Here is a 26082-nt window from a genome sequence, read left to right on the forward strand (position 1 = left end):
ATTAACCTTTGTGCATACAAAGGCGTCATTACGTTAATGTCAAAAGTCTAGGCGATGCCCTGATGCAATAGATTGCGTTAGCTCAATGTTTAATGAATAAAGGGAAATGCGTTATAAAAACAAAGTGTTAATGGTTACTTCGGTAGCTATCCCTGAAGTAATCCTAACAGCAAAGAACCATCATAAAGCGCCATTTTGACCAGCGTCGATGCGGGCATAGTGCCTACGTTCATAAAGCGCGTCGGCTCCACGCGAAGCGAATGGGTGTAGTCCGGCATCGCCGCGCTGCGGATACTCTCTTCAATGACGGGATAAAGAATCGAAGACGCCTTGTTGAGCGGCGAGCCGATGAGGATTTTTTCGGGATTGAACACGTTGACCATGACGGCGGCGATTTGGCCCACGAGCGCGCCTACGTGCTGAATTATCTCTTTTGCCAGCGCGTCGTTCGCATTTGCATAGCGGCACAGGTTATCGATGCTCAGGGAAGAGAAATTTAACAGCGATTCCGGATGGGAACTCAGCAGGCCTTTCGTACGTTCAAGAATGCTTCCCATGCTGATGATAGTTTCCAGACATCCGCTATTGCCGCAGTAACAGGCTTTACCGCCTGCCTCAACGCGCGTATGGCCAATTTCTATGCGGCGGCTGGAGTCCGCGTGTAGCATGCGTCCCCCGCTGATAACTGACGCACCGACGGTATCGTCGATGGTGATTTGAATGACGTTCTGACAGTTCATCGCCGCGCCGTACAGCGCTTCGCTCATCGCCCAGGCGGCGATGTCCTGCTGTACGTATACCGGCAGTCCGGTTTTTTTACTCAGCGATGCAGCCAGCGGAAGGTCTTCTTCATCATAAAAAGGCAGCTTTTTAACGACGCCCGTCGCGGTATCGATAATGCCGGGAACGGTGATGGCGATAGCCGTCAATCGCTCCAACAGCGCCTGATGGCGTTCAAAAAAGGCCTCGATGACAACAGTAAAGCGAGTAAGCCAAGGAACGACTTTATTATCTACCGGGAAAGGAATCTGCTCTTCAACAATGAGGCGGTTGCTGAGGTCCTGCAGCGCCAGCGACAGATGGCCATAGTGGACGCGCACGCCAAGATAGTGCCAGGCCTTCGTGTCCAGCTCTACGCCTACCGCCGGCCGCCCTCGGCTGCCGGGTTCGCTGACTTCCGTTTCTTTTACCAGGTGGGCGTCCTGAAGCTCACGTACGATTTTGGTGATGCTTGCCGGCGCCAATTGGGAAATCTTGGAGAGCGAAATTCGAGAAATGGGGCCAAACATATCAATCAGACGATATACGGTTCCCGCATTGGCCTGTTTGATGTGGTCAATATGCCCCGGTTGCCCTTCTCTGTTCACCCTACTGCCTCTTTTCTCACTTGCGAAATAATTGTCGCGGTCGCCGGAATTTATTCGACAAGCTATGTATAATCATTGTTTATAGAAAAAGCACAAGATCGTCGAATTCTACCCGCCGTGACTCAAAACGACGCATTGAGACTACCGTGCCCGATGGCAGTGGATTATCGTTTAAGCCACTCGGTTTGTCATCCCTATCGAGCCGATTTCCTTGCGCGGGTTAACTGACTAAGGAATTGCTGTGGAACGCAATGAGTCTGAAAAAGACGCAGCACCAATGACCGAATCTCAACCTGAACCCTCTGCCCCCACAGATACCGCCTCCAAAAGCGGCCATCGTCGTACGCCCTTTATCGTTCGCGGCACGCCGAGCTTTGCCCGCGTAACCGCGGCGCTGTTTTCCGCCGGGCTTGCTACCTTTGCGCTGCTCTACTGCGTTCAGCCCATTTTGCCGATTTTATCCGCCGACTTTAACATTTCTCCCGCCAGCAGCAGCCTGTCGCTATCGTTGTCTACGGCGATGCTGGCGGTAGGACTGCTGTTTACCGGCCCTATTTCCGACGCGGTGGGCCGCAAACCCGTGATGGTGACAGCACTGCTCTTGGCCGCGCTATTCACTATCGCCAGTACGCTGACGACCAGCTGGCACGGCATTCTGATAACCCGATCGCTGGTCGGCCTTGCTCTGAGCGGCGTTGCCGCCGTCGCAATGTCTTATCTGAGCGAAGAAATAGACCCTATGCACGTGGCGTTTGCCATGGGGCTTTATATCAGCGGCAACTCGATTGGCGGCATGAGCGGCCGCCTTTTAACCGGCGTGCTGACCGATATTTTCTCCTGGCGGATTACGCTTGGCATTATCGGCCTTATCGCACTGGCGGCGGCGCTGGTTTTCTGGCGCATTCTTCCGCCGTCTCGGCACTTTCGTCCTTCATCCCTGCGTCCAAGAACGCTGCTGCTCAACTTTCGCCTGCACTGGCACGATCGCGGACTGCCGCTGCTGTTCGCCGAGGGTTTTCTGCTGATGGGCAGCTTTGTGACGCTGTTTAACTACATCGGCTATCGCCTGATGGAGGCGCCTTACAACATAAGCCAAACCTTCGTCGGCTTTCTCTCGCTGGTCTATCTCACCGGTACTTACAGTTCGCCGAAAGCGGGCGCGCTGACGTTTAAGTACGGCCGCGGGCGGGTATTTATGATTTCCGTCGGGCTGATGCTGCTGGGCCTGTGTATTAGCCTCTTCTCGTCTATCTGGCTGATTCTGGTTGGGCTTTTGATTTTCTCCTGTGGTTTTTTCGCCGCCCACTCGGTTGCCAGCAGCTGGATCGGGCAGCGGGCCAAGCGAGCAAAAGGCCAGGCGTCGGCGCTTTATCTGTTTTTCTACTATACGGGATCGAGCATAGCGGGCACCTCTGGCGGGCTGGTCTGGTATCATTACGGCTGGTCCGGCCTGGTGCTTTTCTTATCCCTGATGCTGGTCTGCGCGCTGTTTATCAGCCGATGGCTGTCACTTTTGCCTTCAGTAGGCAAAAAGAAAACCGCCTGATGAGAGGTTTATAAATGAATAACGCAAACGACAAGCCAAACCTGCTCTCGCGCCTGTTGAACGCCGTGGTGCAAAACGTACGAGAGCACCTGATGATTTATCTGGTGATTTGGCTTATCGTGCTGGCGCTGGATGTTTACTTTATCTGGTTTTATGAATAACGCAGGTTGCTATCTCTATACGAAAAAGGCGCCCTTCGGCGCCTTAGTCTTACCTATCCTAACGGCCTATTTTTTCATACTGCCAACCATATCTTCCGGGCGGACCCACTCGTCAAACTGGGCTTCCGTCAGGTAGCCCAGCGCCAGCGCGGAAGCTTTCAGCGTCAGTCCCTCTTTGTGGGCCTTTTTGGCGATTTCCGCCGCTTTGTCGTAACCGATATGGGTATTGAGCGCGGTAACCAGCATCAGCGACTCGTTAAGGAGTTTCGTGATGCGCTCCCTGTTTGGCTCGATGCCGGAAGCGCAGTGCACATTAAAGCTGTTCATGCCGTCGGCCAGCAGGCGTACGGACTGCAGGAAGTTATCGATGATCATCGGGCGGTAAACGTTAAGCTCGAAGTTGCCGGACGCGCCGCCGATGTTGATGGCGACGTCATTTCCCATCACCTGTGCGCACAGCATGGTCACGGCTTCACACTGCGTCGGGTTGACTTTACCCGGCATAATGGAGCTGCCCGGCTCGTTTTCCGGAATGGCGATTTCACCGATGCCGCAGCGCGGCCCGGAGGCCAACCAGCGCACGTCGTTGGCGATTTTCATCAACGATGCCGCTAGGCCCTTCAGGGCGCCGTGGCTGTGAACCAGCGCGTCGCAGGTTGCCAATGCTTCAAACTTGTTGGGCGCGGTAACGAACGGCTGGCCGGTCAGCGATGCAATTTCTTTTGCAACGCGAACGGCGTATTCGGGATGGGTATTAAGCCCGGTGCCTACGGCGGTACCGCCGAGCGCCAGTTCGCACAGATGAGGCAGCGAATCTTCAATGTGTTTGAGATTATAGGCCAGCATTGCCGCCCAGCCGGAGATTTCCTGCCCCAGCGTCAGCGGCGTGGCGTCCTGCAGGTGAGTGCGGCCGATTTTGACGATGTCTTGATAGGCCGCGGCCTTGTCTGCCAGAACCTTATGGAACGCTTTAAGCTCAGGAATAAGGTGCTCTCGAACCGCAATAACCGCCGCGACGTGCATTCCGGTCGGAAATACGTCGTTAGAACTCTGGCTCTTGTTAACGTCGTCGTTTGGGTGCACCAGGCGATCGTTACCACGCTTTCCGCCAAGGATCTCGCTGGCGCGGTTGGCCAAAACCTCGTTCATGTTCATGTTGGTCTGCGTACCGGAGCCGGTTTGCCAAATAGCTAAGGGAAACTCGTTCGGGTGCTTATCCGCCAGCACTTCATCCGCCGCGCTGATGATAGCGTTGCCCTTTTTCTCATCCAGCAGCCCCAGCTGCATGTTCACCACCGCCGCAGAACGCTTGACCTGAGCGAGAGCGTGGATAAGCGCTTTGGGCATTTTTTCCTGAGAAATGCGAAAATGTTCCAGCGAACGTTGAGTCTGTGCGCCCCACAGGCTGTTCTCAGGAACACCGATCGGACCCATAGAATCTTTTTCTGTACGCATAGCAACCATGATTTTCTCCTGATATCGATATAATAAAAATCGCGAACTACGTTATACTTTACCCGCAGCGAATACCTATCATCCCTCAACTGCGACAACGTTTCTGTGATGATACCGCCGTTAATGGGGATGAGACTCATTAATATTACTGATGTAATAGATTAACGTTATTTATGTATTTTCTGCTGTTGAAAAAACGCTGCTGAATTTAAGTTTACCACTAGCCAGGCAGGCTGCTGGTCAATACCCCAACAGAACGATAAGGATTGCATAATGAAAAAATCGCTGGTTGCCATTGGAATAGTGGCCGTATTAGGCGGCGCTTGGGTTGGCGGCGCCTGGTATACGGGAAAACAGATTCAAACTCAGATAGAAACGTCCATAGCGGAAGCCCAAACGCGCCTTGATAAGTTAGGCTATAAGGCCAATGTGAAAATTTCTGACTATCAGCGCGGCATTTTTTCTTCTCAGGCAACGTACACAGTAACCGTTGCAGAAAAGGGGCAATCCGATACTGTCTCTCTTTTACAAACTATCAGCCACGGCCCTTTCCCTTTAGCCAAGTTCAGCTTGGCGCCTAAACTGGCCTATTCACAGATTTCGCTGATGGAGCAGGCGTCGCTGAAAGACCTGTTTGTCATGACGGAAGGTAAATCGCCCTTTACCGCTAGCGTATTGACCGGCTACAGCGGCGATAGCGAACTTGATTTTACGTTACTGCCCCTACGGGAAAAAACGGAAGGCGGACTGACGTTTAGTGGTACAACCTTTAACGGCCAGGTGCGCGTTCAGGGCGACACCAGAAGCCTTTCTCTGACCGGCTCTCCTCTCGACCTTAACGAACTGGGTTCGACCTTCCGCTACGACGCCCTCAAGCTTGACGTGGCGATTGATAAAGACGAGGTGTACACCGTTACCGGCAGGCTCGGTAAAACCGTTATGACCTCGCCGAGTGATGAGGAAGAAGCGGGACAGGAGCAGATTCAGTGGGATGAGTTAACCGTCAACAGCCGCGGCAAAACGGGCTCTTTCGGCATGAATATGGGACAGGTCGACGTTGCGCTGAAGAATATGAACATCAGCAAAAACGGCACGCCCTATTCTACGATTGAAGGCCTGAAAGTTAACAGCAACGCGCAGGAGAGCGGTAAGTTCATTAACCAAACGGTAGACGTTGCGGTTGATAAGCTTAGCGTTGAAGGCAAGAACATGGGTTCCGGTTCAGCAAAAATCAAGCTGGACAATTTTGATGGAAAAACGCTTCAGTACTTTAACCAAAACTCCAATATTCTGGTTTATATGTTAAGCGGCATTCCCCTCGATCCGAATTCGGCTCAGGGTCTGAACGCTAATCTGATGACCTTTCTGGAAGGCAATCCAACCCTCAGCATAGCGCCTTTCGTTTGGAAAAACGACAAGGGCGAAAGCCAGCTAGACACTTCGCTAACCCTTATGCGCCCCGCTGATTTAGGTGAGCAAACGGATCCCGTTCAACAAATAGTCAGCTTAACCAAATCGTTTAGCAGCAAGGTTAAGCTTTCCGTTCCGATGATGATTGAACAGGCTCGCATGACGGCTGAACTTGAAGGCAACATCACGGGTGAAGAAGCGCAGGCTCAGGCGTCAGACTCTATCCGTCAGCTGATAGATATGGGCGTGAACCAAAAGCTTCTGACCAAGGTTGATGACAACACTGCAACCTTCTCGCTTAACTATGCGGACGCTCAGGTTGATTTAAACGGCCAGAAGATGCCTTTGGAAAGCTTCCTCGCGCTTTTCTTTGGGCCAGGATTCAACTAGTCAGAATATGAACGATTGATGAAAAAATAAACGTTTCCGCTTGAAATAAATTGTTTCAGGCGGAAACGTGTCAGCTAGCGATTGTTTTTAATGTTTTTAATTATTTCACTTTTACTATCAATTAATTAAGTTAATAATCCCTTCACTTTACTCAAGAATTACCCCACCGTTTCACAAATTTTTTCGGCATTTTCACTATTGTTAAGCCCTCTTTCCTGTGATAAACACCATAACCATAATAAAAGTGATGGTTAACCCAATTACAATAGCGTTCCAGCACATCGGAACATAACAGGAAGTTTTTATGAACCGCTTTGTCATTGCCGATGCAAAAGAGTGTATCGGATGCCGCGTTTGTGAAGTCGCCTGCGTGATGACCCACAATAACGGACAACACCCGGAAGTCCCTGAGCTCTACCTTCCCCGAATCAAAGTTATCAAGACCGCCGCTATCAGAACCGCCGTAACCTGCCGGCACTGTGAAGATGCGCCCTGCGCTCAGGTCTGCCCCAGCGGCGCCCTGACTCACGCAGACGACAGCATTCAGCTCAATAAGGATAAGTGCATCGGCTGTAAAACCTGCGTACTGGCCTGCCCCTTCGGCGCTATCGGCATGGTTGAAGAAAGCATAACGCTTGCGGGAAGTCATTCTGACTCACGCACGACGGCCCACAAGTGCGATCTGTGCGTCAACGACGCTCAAAGCCCCGCCTGCGTATCGGCCTGCCCGACGAAGGCTCTGCGCGTAGTGAGTGAAGAATCCATGCTGGCGCAGCAAAAGCAGAAGCTACAGCACGCCGCGCTGCGAGAAGACCCAACCGGCGCGACGCGCCTCGTTGTCGAGGCCCCCCGTCAGCTAACGGACCGACTGGCGGAAAAGGTTTCGGTTCCCCGCGGCGATGCGCATAAAATAGATCTTACGGCGCGCAAAGAAGAATTCGTTGAAATCTATAAGCGCTTTACGCCCGAGCAGGTAGAAACTCAGGGCAACCGCTGCATTACCTGCGGTAACCACGCCTTCTGTGAATGGACCTGCCCGCTGCATAATCGTATCCCCCATTGGATTTCCCTGGCTAAAGAAGGGAAGATTATCGAAGCCGCTGAACTATCCCACCAGACCAGCAGCCTGCCGGAAATTTGCGGGCGCGTTTGCCCTCAGGATCGCCTCTGTGAAGGCAGCTGTACGCTGAACGCGACGGGCGGCGTTACCGTTGGCAACATTGAGCGCTACATCACCGATACGGCCTTTGAAATGGGATGGCGCCCTGACCTTTCCCACGTAAAACCGTTGGGCAAAAAAGTGGCTATCATTGGCGCGGGGCCGGCAGGACTCGCCTGTGCGGACATTTTGGCGCGTAACGGCGTTGAGGCCGTCGTTTTCGATCGCCATCCGGAAATCGGCGGCATGCTGACGTTCGGCATCCCTTCCTTTAAGCTGGATAAAGACGTGATGGTCAATCGTCGCCACGTCTTCACTGAAATGGGAATTACCTTCCATTTAAATACGGAAATCGGTAAAGACGTCGAGTTTAGCCAGCTGGTTAACGACTACGATGCGGTTTTTGTCGGCGTTGGCACCTACCAGTTTATGCGCGCCGGACTGGACAACGAGGACTCGCCGGGCGTTTATGACGCGCTGCCGTTCCTTATCGCCAACACCAAGAAAGTAATGCACCTGCCCGAGCTGAAGGAAGAGCCTTATATCGATCTGTCCGGTAAGCGCGTCGTGGTGCTTGGCGGCGGAGATACGGCGATGGACTGCCTGCGGACCTCTATTCGACAGGGCGCCAGCGAAGTCACCTGCGCCTACCGGCGCGACGAGGCCAACATGCCGGGCTCTAAGAAAGAAGTGAAAAACGCGCGGGAAGAAGGCGTTGAGTTTATGTTCAACGTTCAGCCCGTCGCCCTGGAGCTAGACGACAATGGCCACGTGTGCGGCGTACGCCTGGTCAGAACCGAAATGGGCGAGCCCGATGCTGAAGGTCGTCGACGTCCTAAAGTGATTGCAGGCTCTGAGTTTGTTCAGCCCGCTGACGCCGTTATCAAAGCCTTTGGCTTCCGCCCCCACCCAATGCCCTGGCTTGCTGACGTTGGCGTTGAAGTTGACAGCTACGGCGTCATCCTTGCGCCTCACCTCAAGCAGTTTGCCTGCCAGACCAGCAATTCGAAAGTGTTTGCCGGCGGTGACGTCGTTCGCGGCGCCGATCTGGTGGTGACGGCTATCGCAGACGGCAGAAAGGCGGCCAAGAGCATCGTTCGCTACCTGACCGACGATGACGCCTTGCAAAGCAAAGCGGCCTAGTAAAACATCGCGTTAAACCGAATCGGGCGCCATTAGCGGCGCCCGATTGCTTTACTTCTCTGCGCGACTTTCCAGTACGCGTTCGACGGTGTCGACAATCGCCTGCGTTTGCGGGTCTATTTCTATATTGACAGAATCTCCCAGCCTTTTCGCTCCAAGCGTAGTTCGTTCCAGCGTCTCCGGGATAAGGTGCACGCAAAAGCGCCCTTTTGACACTTCGCCTATCGTCAGGCTAATGCCGTCAATGCCGATAAATCCTTTATACAGAACGTACTTCATCAGCGCATCGGGCATCTTAAACCAGATTTGACGGTTGTTCTCCGACGTCAGGATCTTCACAATCTCAGCCTGACAGATGACATGGCCGGACATCAGATGCCCGCCGATTTCATCACCGAAGCGCGCGGCCCGCTCCAGGTTGACGCTGTCGCCGACCTTCAGATTTCCTAAATTGGTTACGCGCAGCGTTTCTTTCATCAGATCGAAGCTGATAACGTCCTTTTCTATCGCCGTTATCGTCAAACAACAGCCGTTATGCGCAACCGAAGCGCCAAGCTCAAGCCCGGGCAGCAGCGCTTTGGGAAATTTAATTTTATGAACGCGAAAATTGGACTTTTCTTCAATGGCGACAACGGGCGCTGTCCCCTGAACAATACCGGTAAACATAAGCGGGCCTCGGAACAAAAAGAGTAAACTGGACTTAACATTGCCTGCGGGAAGTTTGACTCAAAATGTGTGAAAAACCAAATGCAGTTTTCATTTCAATCCCATATTGGCTTTACCCGCGTTTGACAGGTAGAATCATCCCCCCACGCATTTTGGCGCTTTTGGAGATTGGCGCCATCGCGTTATGACTCTCGCGTTTTAAAACAGTCTCACTTTATAAAACAGATAAGGTATATACGTGCAGAACTACATTAAAGAAGCGCGTAGCCTGTTGGTATTGGCTCTCCCCGTTATCGCGGCGCAGTTCTCCCAAACGGCTATGGGCGTTGTTGACACTATTATGGCGGGCGACTACAGCGCAACCGATATGGCTGCCGTCGCGGTCGCGACGTCAATCTGGATGCCGGCTATTCTTTTTGGGCAAGGGCTTCTAATGGCGCTGACCCCCATCGTCGCTCAGCTTAACGGCAGCGGAAGACGGGGCAAAATCGCCCATCAGGTTCGGCAGTCCGTTTGGCTGGCCCTGTTCGTCTCCCTGCTCGTCATGACGGTGCTGTACAACAGTCACTATATTATCGAGAGCATGCATAACGTCGACCCCGAGCTTGCCAGTATAACCGTCAGGTTCCTGCGCGTTATCATGTGGGGCGCTCCCGCCTATCTGCTGTTTCAGGTTTTTCGCAGCCAGTGCGACGGACTGTCTAAAACCAAGCCGAGCATGATAATCGGTTTTATCGGCCTGATGGTCAATATTCCCATTAACTACGTCATGATACACGGCAAGTTCGGCATGCCCGAGCTGGGCGGCGTGGGCTGCGCGGTGGCTACCGCATCGGTTTACTGGGTCATGTTTATTGGACTTCGCCTGTACGTTCACACCGCGCGTTCACAAAAGGACATTAACGCCCAACGCGGATTTGAGCTCCCCCAATGGTCGACGCTAAAGCGCCTGATTGGCCTCGGCTTGCCCGTTGCGCTGGCGCTGTTTTTTGAAGTGACGCTGTTTGCCGTCGTCGCCCTTCTGGTTTCGCCGCTGGGCGTCGTCCCCGTCGCAGGCCATCAGATTGCGCTGAACTTCAGCAGCCTGGTATTCGTTTTCCCGCTGTCTTTAGGCGTAGCGACCTCTATTCGCATCGGCTTCAGCCTGGGACAAAAAAAGGTTGATGACGCCAGAGTTGCTGCCTATACGGGCCTGATAATGGGCTTGATTATTTCTGCGATCACAGCGCTGTTGACCGTCATCTTTCGCCATCCGATTGCGCTTTTATATAACGATACGCCGGCCGTAGTAGCGATGGCGACTCAGCTTATGCTATTGGCCGCAATTTATCAGTGTTCTGACGCCGTTCAGGTTATCGGCAGCGGCGTGCTGCGGGGTTATAAAGACACGCGCTCTATTTTCTTTATCACCTTTACCGCCTACTGGATTATCGGTCTGCCCGTCGGCTATACGTTGGCCCTGACGGACGCCATCGTGCCACGCATGGGGCCTGCGGGATTCTGGACGGGATTCATTATTGGTTTAACCGCGTCGGCTATCATGATGATGTCGCGCATGCGGTGGCTGCAAAAACAGCCGACCGAAACCATTTTAGGGCGCGTACAGCGATAACCTGCGAGGTGAACGCCGCTGGCAGAAGGGCTACTTGAATAAAAAAACGACGGACTGCGCAGTAACTCATCAATTGAACGCGTTATTGCAAGAAAATCGTTTTTTTCCCTTGCCAGTGAATGCGTTCACCGTTAATATTCGTCCGCACTGCTGATGCAGTTGTTAAGAAATCAGTTATGCGTCCGTAGCTCAGTTGGTTAGAGCACCACCTTGACATGGTGGGGGTCGGTGGTTCGAGTCCACTCGGACGCACCAGATTTTAACTCATAAATCTGGCGCCTTCAGTCTTCATTCCCGTTTAATTCTCTCTTGTTATTTTGACACCGCCTCTATCTTATGAATTTTTTCATCGAGATTGAAACCTACTGCCCTGCCCGTTTCCCGTAAATACGTTCGTGCTATAACCACATTCCGCCTTTGAGCCAGAGGGAAGAAGAATGCTATTCTGACGCCACTTATCGATCGCATTACTCGGCAGTTGGAGGACAAGTGGCAACGACACTCAAAGGCGTTTACATGCGCGGCGGCACCAGTAAGGGGCTCTTTTTTCTGAAAGAATGGTTACCCGAAGATCCCGTAGCGCGAGACCGACTGCTGCTTCGAGCAATGGGAAGCCCTGACCCCTTCGCTACTCAGATTGACGGCATGGGCGGCGCAACCTCCAGCACCAGTAAAGTAGTTATCATTTCTCGATCGCAGCGCGCAGACAGCGACGTCGATTATCTGTTTGGCCAAGTCGCCATCAACCAGCCTACTGTCGACTGGTCGGGAAACTGCGGCAACCTGACCGCTGCGGTTGGGCCATTTGCCGTCAGCCAAGGGCTGGTGCATGCGCCTGAGAACGGAATGGCGGAAGTGCGCATTTGGCAGGCGAATATTCACGCCAGAATTATTTCACATTTTCCCATGCGAGATGGAATACCGCAGGAGGAAGGCGATTTTCAGCTGGACGGCATCCCCTTTCCGGGCGCCGAGATCGTCATTGATTATTTAGATCCCTGCGGCGCCAGCGATAGCAATCAGCCGGTCTTCCCTACGGGAAACGTCATAGACAACATTGATGTACCCGGCATCGGCCCTGTAAGCGTGACCATGATGAATGCGGCTAACCCCGCCGTCTTTATTCACGCCTCTACGCTTGGGCTGTCCGGTACCGAGCTTCCCGTGGAGATAAACGGAAATCAGAGCCTGCTGGCGCAGGCTGAACTTATCCGCGCCACGGCGGCGGTACGGATGGGGCTGGCGAAGGATCTGGAAGACGCCAGCCGCAATCGACTTCATACGCCAAAGCTGATTTATCTGGCGAAGCCGACCGGCTACCTCTCTACCGGCGGCGTGTGCGTTGAGGCCGAAACGCTGGATGTGAACGCCCGCATTTTTTCCATGGGCAAATTGCACCACGCCATGACCGGCACCGGCGCTATCGGCATCGCAGCGGCGGCGGCAATCCCCGGTACGCTGGTTCAGCAACTGCTCTCTGAGCCTCGCGGGCAGCAGCTAACGATGGGCCACCCAGCCGGGCGCGTTCAGGTTGGCGTTAAGGCGGAAAACAGCGGCAGCCAGTGGCGAATCGTTAAGGCGACGATGAGCAGAACGGCGCGTCGAATAATGGTTGGAGAAGTGTTTGTACCGAACGACGTGGTATAGTTCAACACGGTCAGACGTTGGCGGAAGTGACAACGCTTCCGCCCTTCTTTCGCGCTAATTGTCCTTTCTGGAAGAACCAATTACCGTCATATTGACGAAGTAGTCGTTACCAAGGATTCGGCCATTGCCAAACCAGGTTACGCCGTGCGATATCAGCTGTGGGTTGGCATCAGACTGGATGAGCCTATTCCCTTCATTATCTTCAATAGTGTAACCATTATCTTCAATGCTTCGCGCCAAAATCGGTTTGTCTAACCCCGAAGCGTAGAACATATCAATCGATCGCAAATATTCCGCGCCATAATTGTTAACAATGGCGATGACGCGCTGTTGATATTCAGGCCACGTCAGCGGCGTAGAGTCGCTTATATTCGCCGCAATCACCGCATACAGCTGCGCGGTAGACTGCGCAACGGCCATTCTGGCATGCATATCCTTATTAAATCGGGGCAAATTGAAGACCTGTTCGTTTTGCGATACCGCATTTTTGCCCGCATTTTCCTTATTGTCTGACTTCCAGAAAGTCCAACCGGACGGCTCTTTCTCTTCTTTCTTCTCCTTTACCGCAGGCTTCGGCGCGTTTTCAAGGTAGATGCGCGTGTTCACCGGCTGAAACATGGAAGACGCCAGATAAGCGGTGCATACCGCCTGCTGCTGTTTAAGGTTGCCGTTCACCAGCAAGGACCACGGGCTGCCGGACGTGGGGATTTTTCTGGCATTGATGCCCCGCTTGCTTAACTCGACGTTAACCTGCTGCTGCGTGACATCGCCGCGCGCCAGATCGCAAACCTGCTTCATCAGAAAATCATCGCGTTTTCCTTCAAGCTTTGGCGTCATCTCATTTAGCGTGTCGGTAATAATATTCCACGTCGGTATGCTGACATATTTCACGGCAAGATCGTCGGCGCTGGCTATTGCCTGGCTGGCCGAAAGGAGAAGAAGACCGCCGACGGCGGTCTTGATTACAGATGTTAAACGCATTTTTACACGACCAACGTTAATGATTAGCAACATCAATAGTCATACGGCGATTGGGCGCCAGACATGCGATCACCGCGGGGGATTTTTGCCCCGGACACGTGACCTTTGGCATAACATCACCCAGACCGCGCGTTTCGATTTGCGATGCGGAGATACCGCGAGCTATCAAAAGGCTTTTGACCGACTCCGCGCGCGCTAAAGAGAGCTGCTGATTTTTCACCGGTTGACCGATACGATCGGTATAGCCGGTTACGGTCACCCGCTTTCCCTTCTTCACTTCGCCTTTGAGATCTTCAGCCAGGCGATTGACCTGCTCAACGCCCTGCGGGCTTAAGGACGCACTACCGAAAGCAAACAGGCTCTCCGCGCTCAGTTCCTTATATACCGTCTTTACGGGCATTCTTAGACGCGCCAGGCAGTCCTCCGGTTTGAAGTAGAAGCTCTGTGCAGTCATGTTTGAATCAAATATCACTTTATATTGACAGGTGAGTACTGAATTATCCGGCTGGGTAAAATGGAAAATATAGTCCCATTCTTTCACCCGAAATACGCCTTCCTTAAAGTGCGGCGTACCGATTAACTCATAGACCTGCGCTTTAGATAGGCCCGGACGCATCTGCTTCAGGTTATCCTGATTTACAAAGCTGCCCTCTGCTCTCACGGCGCTATTGGGTTCTGGAAATACCGGATTCTCGGTTTTACCTTCTGAATTTACATCGCTGATGGAGCGGGTGCAGGCGGATAACAACACCATACAGCCCACGACCAGCGCCAGGGGAGTATTTACATATTTCATAATGACTTTCTCATTCAATAATGGGGAAACGGATCCCCCGGCCCGTCTACAGGCCGGGGAGTTAAGGTTGATTAACAGAGGATTACCACTGGTAACCTATGCCAACGGTGGCGCCAAGGTCGCCCTGGCTGTTAGTTGAGCCCGATAGCTTAGTGACCCATTTACCGTTATCGGAGATAGTTGATATACCCAGCGCAACGGCAGACTCACCTTGATAAGTACCGCCCGCAAGGCCGACCATGCTTGCACCTGGCTGATAAGGCTGTGGCAGCCCCGCCATCGCCATTGCCCCGGCAACGCCGGCGCTCAGCTTGTCTTTCTGGTCGTTCATCATGTTTTTCAGATCGTTGAACTTGCTGTTAGTGTACTGATAAGAGTTGCTCATCCCCTGTTTCAGCTGGCCCACGTTTACTGCGTCGGTGTTTTGCGTACCGGCCGCAACGTTGGTTATCTGACGTTCCCCGCCGGCGAACCCTACAGAGACGCTGTTATCACGATCGGTGACCGAGTTATTACCCAGCGATACCGAGTTGGTATGGGTGGCTTTCGATTTCGTACCAATCGCCACGCTGTTGTCCCCTGATGCCGTCGCACCGGCGCCGCCAGCCACTGCGTCTCTCCCCGTTGGCGTAGGCTTTGGCAGTTCGCTGGTGTTATTCACCTGGAACATGCCGTCCGTACCGTTAGAGATATTGGTCACGCGCTGATCGACCAGATCCAGCTGGTACTTGTTCACCGCATCGCTTGGATCAACGCCGTTCGCCACGTTGGTGATGGTCGTACCGCCGATATGGGTTGAGTTATCGTAGGTATCTCCTCCCATGGTCACCTTGTTATAGTTCACTGAGCCGTCAACGTTAATGTCGTACTTAACGCTGCCTTTATCCACTTCGTTGATATTGACATTAATATTCTCAAGCGCCTGATTAGTGGCATAGAGCTGGGAACCGTTGATGGCATCCGTACTGTCGGCAGAAATGCGGCCCGCGGCAACGTTGGTGATCGTGCGCTCATCGCCCTCACTGCCGACGCTTACCGTACTGGTTGGCGCAGTACCTGCAAATGTGTACTTATCGCCTCTGATCGTGACCTCTGTCGTCGCAACGGCCGCTGAAGTAACCGAACCAGCCCCAAGAGCGACGTCACCGGCATTGTTAGCAACGGCGCCAGCCCCCATTGCCACGCTGTTATCACCAAGAGTTTGAGCGCCCTGACCCACAGCTACGCTGCTTGCGCCGGTGGAGGCCGCATCGTCACCCATGGCGATTGAGCCGTTTCCGGTGGATCTGGCGTTAGGCCCTACCGCAATGGAATCTACGCCGATGGCAACGGAATCCGCTTTATCCGAATTCGCATGGAAGTACTTGATGCCGTTCTCGTAAATGTTGGTCGTTGCATCAGTGAGCTGCTGTACGTTAACCGCATCGCTTGGATCGACGCCGTAAGCCACGTTAGTGATACGGGTGCCGCCGGTCTTCGTGATGCTGTTATAGGTGTCGCCGCCTAGCGTAATGCTGTTGTAGTTCACCGAGCCATCAACGTTGGTGTCATACTTCACGGAACCCTTATCCAGATTATCGATAGCCTGATTAGTGGCATACAGCTGGGAACCGTTAATCGCATCCGTGCTGTCTTCTGTAATACGACCCGCGGCTACGTTAGTGATGGTCCGTTCGTTACCACGGCTTCCTACAGAGACCGTACTCAGCGGATCGATACCGGCAAAGCGATAGTATTTACCGTTGATGGTCACGCCCGCGGTTCCTACGGCCGCTTCCGTTACGGAACCGGAACCTAGCGCCACGTCGTTAGCATTTAGCGCCTGAGCTTCACGGCCCAATGCAATCGCACTGTCACCGGTAGCCAAAGCGTTGTAGCCTACGGCAGTGCTGCCTTGCCCCTGTGCCGAAGCGTCAGAGAGCGCCAACCCTGTGTCGTTAGTACGCACATAGCGAATGCCGCGACCGTTGATCTCGGTGTATTCCGTCGTCTGATCGCCCGCGAAGTTGTTAACGGTATCAATAATATTGGTAACGTTTTCATTGGTCTCGTTCAGCTGAGACATGTTTACCGCGTCGCTATCATCCACGCCTCGAGCCACGTTTTTGATGCGGGTACCGCCTGTTTTAGTGGTGCTGTTGTATGTATCACCACCCAGCGTAACGCTGTTGTAGTTGATAGTTCCATCAGGATTAACGTCATACTTCACCGCTCCCTGATCCAGACCATTAATAGCCTGATTGGTAGCATAAAGTTGTGAACCATTAATCGCGTCGGTACTGTCAGCGCTCAAACGTCCTGCCGCTACGTTGGTAACCAGACGCTCATTGCCTAGCGAGCCTACGCTCACCTGACTGGTCGGGTTTGCGCCTGCAAAGTAATAATCCACGCCCTGTAGCGTCACGCCCGTCGTACCGGTGGTGGTCCCCGTTACGGAACCGGAGCCGAGCGCCACGTCGCCGTCATTGAGCGACTGCGCGTCGCGACCCAGCGCCAGGCTGTTCTGCCCGGTTGCGCGCGCATCGTAGCCCACCGCCGTACTGCCCTGACCGTGGGCGAAAGCGTCCGACTCCGGCAGGCCGGTATCGTTGGTACGAACGTAGCGAATGCCGCGACCGTTGATTTCGGTATAGCTCTCGCTCTGATCGCCGGCGAAGTTGTTTACCGTCTCAGTAATGTTGGTGACGTTGTTGTTGGTCTCCGTCAGCTGAGAAAAGTTAACCGCATCGCTCGGCGCTACGCCGTCCGCCACGTTGGTGATGGTGGTGCCGCCCGTGTGGGTGCTGTTGTCGTAGGTGTTTCCACCCAAGGTGATACTGTTGTAATTCACCGAGCCATCAACATTGGTATCGTAATGAACGACGCCGGCATCCAGTGACTCAATGGCTGAATTAGTTGCAAACAGCTGTGAGCCATTCACGGCGTCAGTACTGCTGGATGAGATACGCCCCGCAGCAACGTTAGTGATGGTTCGTTCAGCATTTACGTCACCAACGCTGACCGTCGCAACGGGAGCGATGCCTGCAAAATTGAACAGCTCGCCGTTAATCATCGTGCTGGCGGTGGCTACTGCGGCCAGCGTTTTAGCGCCGGACCCCAAGGCTACAGAACCGTCATCCAAAGCTTGGGCGCCTTGCCCCAGTGCCAGACTGTTTGTTCCTATAGCCGCAGCATCTGCGCCAATCGCCGTCGCACGTTCACCTGACGCAGAAGAGTTCGCGCCAAAGGTTGAGCTTCCTAACCCTGATGCAATGGCGCCAGAGCCAAAGGCTGCAGAAAACTGGTCCAGCGCCTGAGCATTCTGGCCGACTGCGGTAGAAGCAAACTGCGTCGCTTGGCTGTTGGCACCAATCGCGGTAGTGAAATCGGATGAGGCAGTGCTTGCCTGACCGATAGCTACGGACGCAACATTGTTAGCCTGACTGTTCGCCCCCAGAGCCAGTGAGTAGTCACCTGTAGCCCTGCTTGACTGACCGATCGCAGTAGCGATATAGCCGGTAGCATTACTGTCCTGGCCCAGCGCCATGGTTTTTTCGCCGCTGGCGATACTGTTTGCGCCAATCGCCGTCGACTCAGCGCCTGCGGCATTTGCGGACAGGCCTATCGCCACGCCATCCTGACCTGATGATGTAGCGTTCACGCCCGCCGCCAGAGAATTAAGCCCCGTTGCGCCGTCGTTGTCATAGTTGCCGCCGACAGTGCCATTGTCATTGACGCTGTAGTAGTGGGTCTTCGCGCCGTCAACCACTTCGTTAAGCTGATCGACGTTGACCGCATCGCTGCCGTCCACGCCATAGGCCACGTTAGTGATGGTGGTGCCGCCCGTGTGGGTGCTGTTGTCGTAGATATTGCCGCCCAACGTGATGCTGTTGTAGTTCACCGTGCCGTCAACGTTAGTATTGTAATGAACGACGCCCGCATCCAGAGCTTCAATAGCTGAATTAGTGGCAAACAGCTGTGAGCCGTTGATAGCATCGGTGCTGTCAACGCTGATATGGCCCGCCGCCACGTTGGTAACCAGACGTTCACTGCCCGCCGAACCGACGCTCACCTGACTGGTCGGATTGGCGCCAGCGAAGGCGTAGTTATTGCCATTAATGGTCACGCCAGGAGTACCGGAAGTCAGACCCGTTATGGAACCGGCGCCCAATGCTACGTCATTGTCATAAGTCGCCTCGGCGAATTCACCCAATGCCATTGAACGAGAGCCGATAGATTTACTGCGCGTACCGATGGAAATACCGCTTCCATTCATTGCCGTAGCGCGATCGCCCAGCGCAATGCTGCTGTCGCCTTCTGCGCTTGCAAACGGACCAATTGCCGTGCTTCCGGCTTTTTGAGCCTTCGCTCCGGAACCTATGGCTGTCGCATCGGTATCCGCCGCCAACGATTCCCAGCCAATCGCAACCGCGCCGGTACTGGTCGGGTTGCTCGTGCTGGCGTCAACGCCTAACGCAATGCTGTTGATTCCCTGTGAACTTGCGCCGTAGCCGGTAGCAATACTGGATTCGCCAATGGCTTTGACGTTGTGCCCTACGGCCAAAGACGCCTGTCCAAGCGATAGCGCGCCAACCCCTGCAGCCAGCGAGTTCATGCCCGTTGCGCCGTCGTTGTCATAGTTAACGCCGATATTGCCGAAATCGTTAACGCTGTAATAATGCGTGGAGGCGGCATCTAACCCGCTTTTTAACTGCGCCACGTTAACGGCGTCAGTATCCAGCGTACCAGCGGCAACGCTGGTAATTTGGCGAGTGTAGTTATTTGCAACATCGCCGACGCTGACCGCACCCAGCGTGCTCCGCCAGACGGAACCGGTATTAAGACTGCCCGCTTTGGTTAATGGATCGTAGCCTTCGATACCCGCAACCGTTGATGCGACGGAGCCAGCCCCTAACGCCACCGAATTAAGGACGGTAGCGTTGGAAGCAAATCCCCAGTTGCCGCCCAACGCAAGCGATCCCTCCGCGGAAGCAGTACTGTAAGGCCCCACCGCCGTGGAGTAGGCAGCCAGAGAGTGTGCGCCATAACCCAGCGCGGTAGACCCAGTGAGGTTAGCCCGAGTATTGTTGCCCACCGCCGTAGCATTATCGCCATTTGCCATGGAGCTAGCGCCTAACGCGGTTCCATAGTAATTACTTTGTGCCCCCGTACCTACAGACACGGCGCCTTCAGCAGTAGCCTTAGCGGCCCGACCGAGAGCAACCGAATAGTTTCCACTGGCTTTCGCCGTATCGCCCAGCGCAGTAGCCGAACCACCGCTTGCGGTACTGGAGGGACCCACAGCGACAGCATTATCGCTGGTAACCGATGTGTTATTACCCAATGCTAAAGACTGATAGCCGGTCGTAGAGGAGTAGGCGCCGATGGCAATGTTATTACCATTCAGGTTATTCACGTTTGCCTGTTTGCCGATCGCAATACCGTTAAAGTTTTGCGCCTTTGCGTCAGACCCCATAGCAACGCTATCGCTTCCTGTTGACAGAGAACTTACGCCAACAGAAATAGATCCAGCGCCCGATGCTGTCGACATCGTGCCGATAGCCGTCGAGGCGGTACCGTTCGCTGTCGCCAACGTCCCCATGGCAAAGGCCTGCGTTTTGGTCGCAGAAGCGCTGGAACCCATCGCCAGCGCGTCTTGTGCTGAAGCCAGAGCCTTAAAGCCGAGTGCCAATGCGCCGGTTGACGCCGGATTCGCGGGGTCGCTTAACGCCTGAGCCTGTTGGCCAATGGCGATGCCGGTTCTTGACGTTACTGATGCAAGGTTACCCATAGCAACAGAACCTGACCCTGAGGCATTCGTTAGCGCGCCGATGGCGGTTGCCGCATCTCCCGATGCCGCTGCGCCGCTGCCCATAGCGAAAGCCTGTTTTTTGGTTGCCTTAGCAGAGGCCCCCAACGCCATGGCGTCTTGAGCATTAGAAAATGCGCCCCAGCCAATGGCGATAGCCCCCGTAGAGGCAGGGTCGGCAGGATCGACTAATGCTTTCGAGGACTGGCCGATAGCGACGCCGCTACCAGACGTACTTTGTGCGTTAAGGCCCATCGCGACGGAGTTATTGCTCGTCGCCATGGCATTTTGCCCCATTGCCAACGAGGCTTCTCCGGCGGCTTGCGCACCGTTGCCATAAGCGGAAGCCGCCAAGCCGGAAGCGATAGCGTTAGTTCCCGTCGCGACTGAATCGACACCGGTAGCCTGAGCGCCTTTACCAATGGCAACGGCATCCTGTTGATTAGCCAACGCGTTAGCGCCGATTGCAATAGTATATTGCTCGCTGGCCGTCGCCGTTGGCCCAATGGCGGTCGCGTTACCCGTAGCCGCAGTTGCTTTTCCGCCGTTAACTGAGGTGTTACTTGCGACGTTGCCATCCAGCGTTGCACTGCTGACGCCAGTACCCGCAACCCAGGCTCGTGCATCTTCAATCGGAATCATTACCAAAACGGCGGCGCCGATAATCCCTGCGGCAGAAGACGACAGCTGAAGGCTGCCGCTTTTGCCTTTACCTTTTGCTTTAGCAAATTCACTTACCGCAGTCCATATTCTTAAACTGGGATTCCAAACCAGCCGATAAATCTTATTCATATCTAACTCCCGCTGTTTCTAATGAAACGGCAATATCCTTATTTACTTTGATGGGTAAGCTTGTTTAACGCGATGCATTCCCGATCAATAAACGGTCGTTCAAGCGAAACGCTATTAAGCTTGCTTTGGTTGGCGTTAAACAGTGCTCTGGTCCTGTCGGTATCCTGTTTAACGTGTTGTAAATAACCGCCCACGAAGAAAGTTGCTTCTGTAAGCGCGTCTTTTTTTACTGCTTCTTCTACATTCCAATTTTCAATAGACTGAAATACGGAATCTTCAGAACCTTTACCGATATAAAGTTGAGCAATTTCCTGTTGATAAGGTAATTGCCACTTATAATTGACAGCTTGCTTTTTCAGGTTATGCGTTAATTCAGCCCGGGTGCCTTTCCACTGTTTCGCCGTTAGCCACAGTTGCCATAGTCTTGCGTAGTCTCTTTCCCGTGCATTAGCGGACGAACTCAGCATGCGAAATGCCTTCATTGCGTCATCATATTGACCAAGCGCCGCATAGTTGATAGCTGACGGAACTGCTGACACGGTGGCCATTTCACTAATCTTTAGGCGATCGTAAATGCTTCTAGCTTCCTTATTGCGACCGGATAGATCGTCGTTGATGGCGTCCAAAAACAGCTGTTGGTGCGTTGATCCCATCTCTTTTGAAATGGTAGGCTCGGCGCTCTCTTGCGCCGCTATAGCGGTATGCCCATGTATTACAAAAAATCCTGCAAACATCACATATGAGAAAAGCTTTTTTGCTAAAAAAACTTTTCGACAAGAAGAAAAATCTACTACGTCATGCATTTGAAAGTACCTGAACTTGCAAAAATAAAACAACGCAATGACTTCCAAGCTATTTTGTTAATTGTGACACGATGGAAATCACATTTTCCAAAATAATAAAATGAAAATCATCATCATTTAATATTTATAAGATTTATTCTCCAGCCTTATAATAAAGCGGTGTAATATCACTATATTTAATATGATAACCACGCCCCTTTGAGTACTGAATGAATCCCTCTGGCATACCTATAGAATTAATTTTCTTATTTAAATGAGTGAACACTTGCCATAGCCTTTGCGTGGAAGGACTTAGGTCGTTGTCCTCCCATATTTCTTTTAAAAGCACTTCTTTACTTACACCATGGAAACGTGCGTGGTTTAAGAGATAAAGAAAAAGGTTCATCATCGTGTCGTTAAAAAATAACGCACCGAAGAGCAAGTTTTTTTCTGAACCGCTGGTTGTCAATCTATAAAGGCATTTATTTTCTATATCTAAATGAAAATCTTTACCAATAAGATACCCATACAATTGATAATGCATAAACCTACATCCAAATAATTACTCAGGTTATAAATACATTCAAAAACCCTTTTCCAATTTTGCGTGATTATATGAGTGTTCACATTACATTCAACGCATTGGAAAACATGTTCTTGAAATCAATCCACCCCGTTTTTTTAGATTTAAAACCCATTAAAGAGCATAGGGAAAGATATAAAAACTAATGCGTACCAAAAAAATGATATTTGATACAACAAAGCGTTAGTTTTATAAACTCAACATAAAACAGCAAAATTCATTTTCACTTAAAAATTAAATAACAATATATTTAATCATCCTCATGTTTCATAAAGAAAATTACGTAAATTTTTTTGAAAAAACTCTTCCTATCCTTTGTACCGTAAACGTAAATGCGTTTATCAAGCACAGTTGTGAGAACAGTATGTTTTCTTGCCTCATGCTGGCGTTGAAAGATAGTAAGTAGAAAAGGGAAAATAGTGGACAAAAGTAATTTGAAGTAATCTAAAGAGTAGACTAACCTGTTGTAATAAAATAAAAATAGCAATACATAGCGTCGCACTTAAGAAAAACACGCCGTCTAACGCTATCCATTTGAATAGATTGGCTTTAGATTTCTTAAGAAATTTGTTTGGTTCACCGTTGATTGATGATCATTCATGCAACAAATTGATTTTATAGGCCATTCGGTAACCCTGTTATGAAAGTCCATTATGAGATCGAAAAGAAGGTAATCTTTGCTCCGGAAACGTGCACTATGTGGCCTACGGACGATCCCCTAGCTCGGATCACGCTTTATGCTACCGCCAGCCAGTGTTTCCTTCTGCTTTTACAAAATGCGGGTGACACACTAAGTCAAAAATTTCTTTTTGCCGAAGTCTGGGAGAAAAACGGTCTGTACGTTAACGCCAATACGCTCTATCAAAATATTGCCGTGCTTCGTAAGGCGCTTAAGTCGATAGGAATTAAAGAAGAAGTGATTAAAACAATTCCTCGACAAGGGCTGAAATTCGTTGGAAAGAGCACCCTTATTCAATATGAAGAGAAGATCGAGGCACTTATCGAGCGACAAGTACCATTACCAGACGTCGAACCTGATAAAGATAGAGTCTTGGCGCCACCGACGGTAAGAAGTAGCGACATGGAAGTAAAAAAAGCTTCTCAATTCATACCGTGGCGAAAAAAAGCGGTCTGGTTAATTCCAGTAACCACGATCGTACTGTCCCTCTTTCTGATTGTTTACTCGTTTATGATGAAGAACAATCAGACCGAACGTTTCTTCAACGAATATAGCTATATTGATGAGTTTGAAGGGTGCAAAATTTATTCAACCAATCAAAACCTCGGCGTCAACCATACCTTTCTTTCTGCCCTCACCCGTTTAACCGGCTTGACCTGCTATAAGGGCGACAGCATATGGTTGACGCTTAATCATCAACTTCAAGTCAAATCAGCCATAAAATGCAGCAATGATATAAGTTCACCGGACGCTAAATGCAGCACATGGCTCCAACTTGGAGATAACCAATGAATAAAAAAGGCGTATTCGCACTCTGGGGCGTGGCAATCCTCATGTCAATCGGTGCAGCAGGGCTAACATTTATGAAAACATCCTCCGTCAGTGATTTTTCCTGTCAAGGAGAGGTTGTTGTCATTCCCATCGGACATAAAACTAAAATGGCGTCATCAATAAAATTTAACTTTACCGATGGCAATGGCCGCTATGATTCTAATGCCACCGTCACGCAGACGGGGGTACCTGACCAATCGTTCAGCAACACGATTTATTTCAAATACTGGCGCGAAGGCGATGAAACCGTCATGTTATCGGATAGCAACAATGCGCTTTCTGAAACCCTTAAACCGCTGTTGGATATTCCCGACTTTTTCTTGTATCGCGATCGGGGCATTGCGCTAAAAATTCTGAAAATAAACCGCAATAGCTTTATGTTTACTCACGACGACACGCCGATCTTCTACTGTAAGTCGAAAGATTAAAATAGAGCTATTATTCACTTGCCACAATATAAATCCCGCACTCAAAGCCGCCATTTCTCCCTTCGCGCGAACTTCCCGCCAGACCGCTGTCTATCGGGACTTTTGGAGATTCCCACTAAATTCATTTGCCATTTTCCTGATTATTTCGACATTTATCCATTTTCTTCCTGACACATTCCCCTTTATAATAGGCAAATTCGTTAGGTGAAAGGTTTCAGCAAAGTATCGGAGTCATGCCTTTTCGCCCTGATAGTCGCGGCCTGTCGCGAATTTCTGGCGAGATGGGCAATGTTTCGCAATACTAATAGAATTCCAGCCGAGAGTGCCGGCTTTCATCATCATCTTCTCTCACAACGTATTGGTAAAAGTGTCATCATGAAGAAAACTAAAATTGTATGTACCATTGGCCCGAAAACCGAATCAGAAGAAGTGCTGGGTAAACTCCTGAAAGCAGGAATGAACGTCATGCGCTTAAACTTCTCTCATGGCGATTACGAAGAACACGGCCAGCGCATCAAAAACATCCGCGCAGTACAAGAAAAAACCGGCCTGAAGGCCGCTATCCTGCTAGATACCAAAGGTCCGGAAATCCGTACCGTTAAGCTGGAAGGCGGAAACGACGTCTCTCTGGTTGCAGGTCAGACTTTCACCTTTACCACCGACCTCAGCGTCGTAGGCAACAAAGATCGCGTGGCGGTCACCTACAGCGGCTTTGCCGAAGACCTTAAGGTCGGTAATACCGTTCTGGTCGACGACGGCCTGATCGGTATGGAAGTTATCGAAATCAAAAAAGGCGAAGTGGTTTGTAAAGTACTGAACAACGGCGATCTGGGCGAGAACAAAGGCGTCAACCTGCCTAACGTGTCTATTCAACTTCCTGCCCTGTCCGAAAAGGACAAGAAGGATCTGGTTTTCGGCTGTGAGCAAAACGTTGACTTCGTTGCCGCTTCTTTTATTCGCAAGCGTTCCGACGTGTTAGACATTCGTGCGCACCTTAAGGCGCACGGCGGCGAACACATTCAGATCATTTCCAAAATCGAAAACCAGGAAGGCCTGAACAACTTTGATGAAATCCTGGAAGCTTCCGACGGCATCATGGTTGCCCGCGGCGACCTGGGCGTTGAGATCCCGGTTGAAGAAGTTATCTTCGCGCAAAAGATGATGATCGAGAAGTGCGTCAAGGCGCGTAAAGTGGTTATCACCGCGACCCAGATGCTGGACTCCATGATCAAGAACCCGCGCCCTACTCGCGCTGAAGCCGGCGACGTAGCGAACGCGATCCTGGACGGCACCGACGCCGTTATGCTTTCAGGCGAAAGCGCCAAGGGCAAGTACCCGCTGGAAGCCGTTACCATCATGGCAACCATTTGCGATCGCACCGACCGCGTAATGCCTTGCCGCGTAGACGCCCTGACGACGACCGGCAAGCTGCGTATTACCGAAGCCGTTTGCCGCGGTGCCGTTGAAACCTCCGAGAAGCTGGACGCAACGGTTATCGTAGTAGCCACCGAAGGCGGTAAATCTGCCAAGGCCGTGCGCAAGTACTTCCCGACCGCGCCGATTCTGGCTCTGACTACTAACGAAACGACCGCCCGTCAGCTGCTGCTGAGCAAAGGCGTAACGACTCAGATCGTCACTGAAATCACCTCTACCGATGACTTCTACCGCATTGGTAAAGAAGCAGCTCTGGCCAGCGGCCTGGCTAAGAAAGGCGACGTGATCGTAATGGTTTCTGGCGCGCTGGTTCCAAGTGGAACCACCAACACCGCATCGGTTCATATCCTGTAATTTTTTTCCAGAAGCACTTTCAAGCGCCGCACCGCGGCGCTTTTTTTATGTATTGATAAAATTTTTTAGGGTATCTTT

General features: G+C 51.9%; 17 protein-coding genes and 1 tRNA gene. 10 read left to right on the plus strand and 8 right to left on the minus strand.

The genetic code is table 11. From position 1 onward, the window contains the following. Window positions 1–146 precede the first annotated feature (146 nt). Window positions 147–1367 (minus strand): sugar metabolism global transcriptional regulator Mlc, encoded by a 1221-nt coding sequence (gene mlc, locus G544_RS0102970; protein ID WP_027273203.1) that lies wholly within the window; start codon window positions 1365–1367, stop codon window positions 147–149. A gap of 277 nt (window positions 1368–1644) precedes the next feature. Between mlc and G544_RS0102975 the strand changes: the two genes are divergently transcribed. Together G544_RS0102975 and G544_RS22080 are read left to right on the plus strand one after the other, a co-directional pair. Continuing rightward, entirely contained in the window at window positions 1645–2913 is a 1269-nt protein-coding gene (locus G544_RS0102975; RefSeq protein ID WP_027273204.1) for an MFS transporter, read from the plus strand. Window positions 2914–2927: 14 nt separating this feature from the next. After that, a complete protein-coding gene (locus G544_RS22080) occupies window positions 2928–3074 on the plus strand; it encodes a DUF2770 family protein (RefSeq protein ID WP_245614576.1) in 147 nt (48 codons plus the stop codon). A 66-nt stretch (window positions 3075–3140) separates the two neighbouring features. Here G544_RS22080 and fumC read toward each other — a convergent pair whose 3' ends face one another. After that, window positions 3141–4538: a class II fumarate hydratase gene (gene fumC / locus G544_RS0102985; protein ID WP_027273206.1), complete on the minus strand. Its 1398-nt coding sequence runs from the start codon at window positions 4536–4538 to the stop codon at window positions 3141–3143. A gap of 264 nt (window positions 4539–4802) precedes the next feature. On the opposite strand from fumC, the gene G544_RS0102990 reads away from it, so the two are divergent. Together G544_RS0102990 and aegA are read left to right on the plus strand one after the other, a co-directional pair. After that, window positions 4803–6329 (plus strand): YdgA family protein, encoded by a 1527-nt coding sequence (locus tag G544_RS0102990; RefSeq protein ID WP_027273207.1) that lies wholly within the window; start codon window positions 4803–4805, stop codon window positions 6327–6329. Window positions 6330–6633: 304 nt separating this feature from the next. Next, window positions 6634–8631: a formate-dependent uric acid utilization protein AegA gene (gene aegA / locus G544_RS19845; RefSeq protein WP_036023091.1), complete on the plus strand. Its 1998-nt coding sequence runs from the start codon at window positions 6634–6636 to the stop codon at window positions 8629–8631. 51 nt (window positions 8632–8682) lie between these two features. Here the strand turns inward: aegA and G544_RS0103000 are convergent, their stop codons facing one another. Further along, the gene (locus G544_RS0103000; RefSeq protein WP_027273208.1) at window positions 8683–9297 is read right to left on the minus strand and encodes a riboflavin synthase; all 615 of its coding nucleotides are present in this window, start codon (window positions 9295–9297) and stop codon (window positions 8683–8685) included. 238 nt (window positions 9298–9535) lie between these two features. Here G544_RS0103000 and G544_RS0103005 point away from each other — a divergent pair, with 238 nt between their 5' ends. The 3 genes from G544_RS0103005 to prpF all read left to right on the plus strand — a co-directional run bounded on the left by G544_RS0103005 (window position 9536) and on the right by prpF (window position 12556). Then, window positions 9536–10909 (plus strand): MATE family efflux transporter, encoded by a 1374-nt coding sequence (locus G544_RS0103005; protein ID WP_027273209.1) that lies wholly within the window; start codon window positions 9536–9538, stop codon window positions 10907–10909. 178 nt (window positions 10910–11087) lie between these two features. Further along, a tRNA-Val gene (locus G544_RS0103010) sits at window positions 11088–11164 on the plus strand. A 234-nt stretch (window positions 11165–11398) separates the two neighbouring features. Further along, entirely contained in the window at window positions 11399–12556 is a 1158-nt protein-coding gene (prpF, locus tag G544_RS0103015) for a 2-methylaconitate cis-trans isomerase PrpF (protein WP_027273210.1), read from the plus strand. Between the two features lie 54 nt (window positions 12557–12610). Here prpF and G544_RS0103020 read toward each other — a convergent pair whose 3' ends face one another. From G544_RS0103020 to G544_RS19850, 5 genes are all read right to left on the minus strand, one after another. Continuing rightward, a complete protein-coding gene (locus G544_RS0103020; RefSeq protein WP_134389039.1) occupies window positions 12611–13537 on the minus strand; it encodes a hypothetical protein in 927 nt (308 codons plus the stop codon). A gap of 16 nt (window positions 13538–13553) precedes the next feature. Beyond that, a complete protein-coding gene (locus G544_RS0103025) occupies window positions 13554–14333 on the minus strand; it encodes an OmpA family protein (RefSeq protein ID WP_027273212.1) in 780 nt (259 codons plus the stop codon). 82 nt (window positions 14334–14415) lie between these two features. Further along, a complete protein-coding gene (locus tag G544_RS0103030; protein WP_027273213.1) occupies window positions 14416–20913 on the minus strand; it encodes a YadA-like family protein in 6498 nt (2165 codons plus the stop codon). A gap of 38 nt (window positions 20914–20951) precedes the next feature. Then, window positions 20952–21716, minus strand: coding sequence for a hypothetical protein (locus G544_RS0103035; protein ID WP_027273214.1), 765 nt, complete (start codon window positions 21714–21716; stop codon window positions 20952–20954). 133 nt (window positions 21717–21849) lie between these two features. After that, entirely contained in the window at window positions 21850–22239 is a 390-nt protein-coding gene (locus G544_RS19850; protein ID WP_036023096.1) for a winged helix-turn-helix domain-containing protein, read from the minus strand. Between the two features lie 736 nt (window positions 22240–22975). On the opposite strand from G544_RS19850, the gene G544_RS0103050 reads away from it, so the two are divergent. The 3 genes from G544_RS0103050 to pykF all read left to right on the plus strand — a co-directional run bounded on the left by G544_RS0103050 (window position 22976) and on the right by pykF (window position 26004). Next, window positions 22976–23749: a transcriptional regulator gene (locus G544_RS0103050; protein ID WP_161624102.1), complete on the plus strand. Its 774-nt coding sequence runs from the start codon at window positions 22976–22978 to the stop codon at window positions 23747–23749. Further along, the gene (locus tag G544_RS0103055; RefSeq protein WP_027273217.1) at window positions 23746–24216 is read left to right on the plus strand and encodes a hypothetical protein; all 471 of its coding nucleotides are present in this window, start codon (window positions 23746–23748) and stop codon (window positions 24214–24216) included. Before G544_RS0103050 ends, G544_RS0103055 begins: the two co-directional genes overlap by 4 nt. A gap of 375 nt (window positions 24217–24591) precedes the next feature. After that, the gene (gene pykF, locus G544_RS0103060) at window positions 24592–26004 is read left to right on the plus strand and encodes a pyruvate kinase PykF (protein ID WP_027273218.1); all 1413 of its coding nucleotides are present in this window, start codon (window positions 24592–24594) and stop codon (window positions 26002–26004) included. The last annotated feature ends 78 nt before the right edge of the window (window positions 26005–26082 follow it).

The organism is Leminorella grimontii ATCC 33999 = DSM 5078 (assembly GCF_000439085.1).
Lineage (GTDB): Bacteria > Pseudomonadota > Gammaproteobacteria > Enterobacterales > Enterobacteriaceae > Leminorella > Leminorella grimontii.

What these genes read in the sequence shown, in the direction of transcription:
- G544_RS0103030 (WP_027273213.1), bottom strand. Translation starts at nt 20,913, where the DNA reads ATGAATAAGATTTATCGGCTGGTTTGGAATCCCAGTTTAAGAATATGG.
- G544_RS0102975 (WP_027273204.1), top strand. Translation starts at nt 1,645, where the DNA reads ATGACCGAATCTCAACCTGAACCCTCTGCCCCCACAGATACCGCCTCC.
- G544_RS0103035 (WP_027273214.1), bottom strand. Translation starts at nt 21,716, where the DNA reads ATGCATGACGTAGTAGATTTTTCTTCTTGTCGAAAAGTTTTTTTAGCA.
- aegA (WP_036023091.1), top strand. Translation starts at nt 6,634, where the DNA reads ATGAACCGCTTTGTCATTGCCGATGCAAAAGAGTGTATCGGATGCCGC.
- pykF (WP_027273218.1), top strand. Translation starts at nt 24,592, where the DNA reads ATGAAGAAAACTAAAATTGTATGTACCATTGGCCCGAAAACCGAATCA.
- fumC (WP_027273206.1), bottom strand. Translation starts at nt 4,538, where the DNA reads ATGGTTGCTATGCGTACAGAAAAAGATTCTATGGGTCCGATCGGTGTT.
- G544_RS0103020 (WP_134389039.1), bottom strand. Translation starts at nt 13,537, where the DNA reads ATGCGTTTAACATCTGTAATCAAGACCGCCGTCGGCGGTCTTCTTCTC.
- G544_RS0103050 (WP_161624102.1), top strand. Translation starts at nt 22,976, where the DNA reads ATGTGGCCTACGGACGATCCCCTAGCTCGGATCACGCTTTATGCTACC.
- G544_RS0102990 (WP_027273207.1), top strand. Translation starts at nt 4,803, where the DNA reads ATGAAAAAATCGCTGGTTGCCATTGGAATAGTGGCCGTATTAGGCGGC.
- G544_RS0103025 (WP_027273212.1), bottom strand. Translation starts at nt 14,333, where the DNA reads ATGAAATATGTAAATACTCCCCTGGCGCTGGTCGTGGGCTGTATGGTG.
- G544_RS0103000 (WP_027273208.1), bottom strand. Translation starts at nt 9,297, where the DNA reads ATGTTTACCGGTATTGTTCAGGGGACAGCGCCCGTTGTCGCCATTGAA.
- G544_RS19850 (WP_036023096.1), bottom strand. Translation starts at nt 22,239, where the DNA reads ATGCATTATCAATTGTATGGGTATCTTATTGGTAAAGATTTTCATTTA.
- G544_RS22080 (WP_245614576.1), top strand. Translation starts at nt 2,928, where the DNA reads ATGAATAACGCAAACGACAAGCCAAACCTGCTCTCGCGCCTGTTGAAC.
- G544_RS0103055 (WP_027273217.1), top strand. Translation starts at nt 23,746, where the DNA reads ATGAATAAAAAAGGCGTATTCGCACTCTGGGGCGTGGCAATCCTCATG.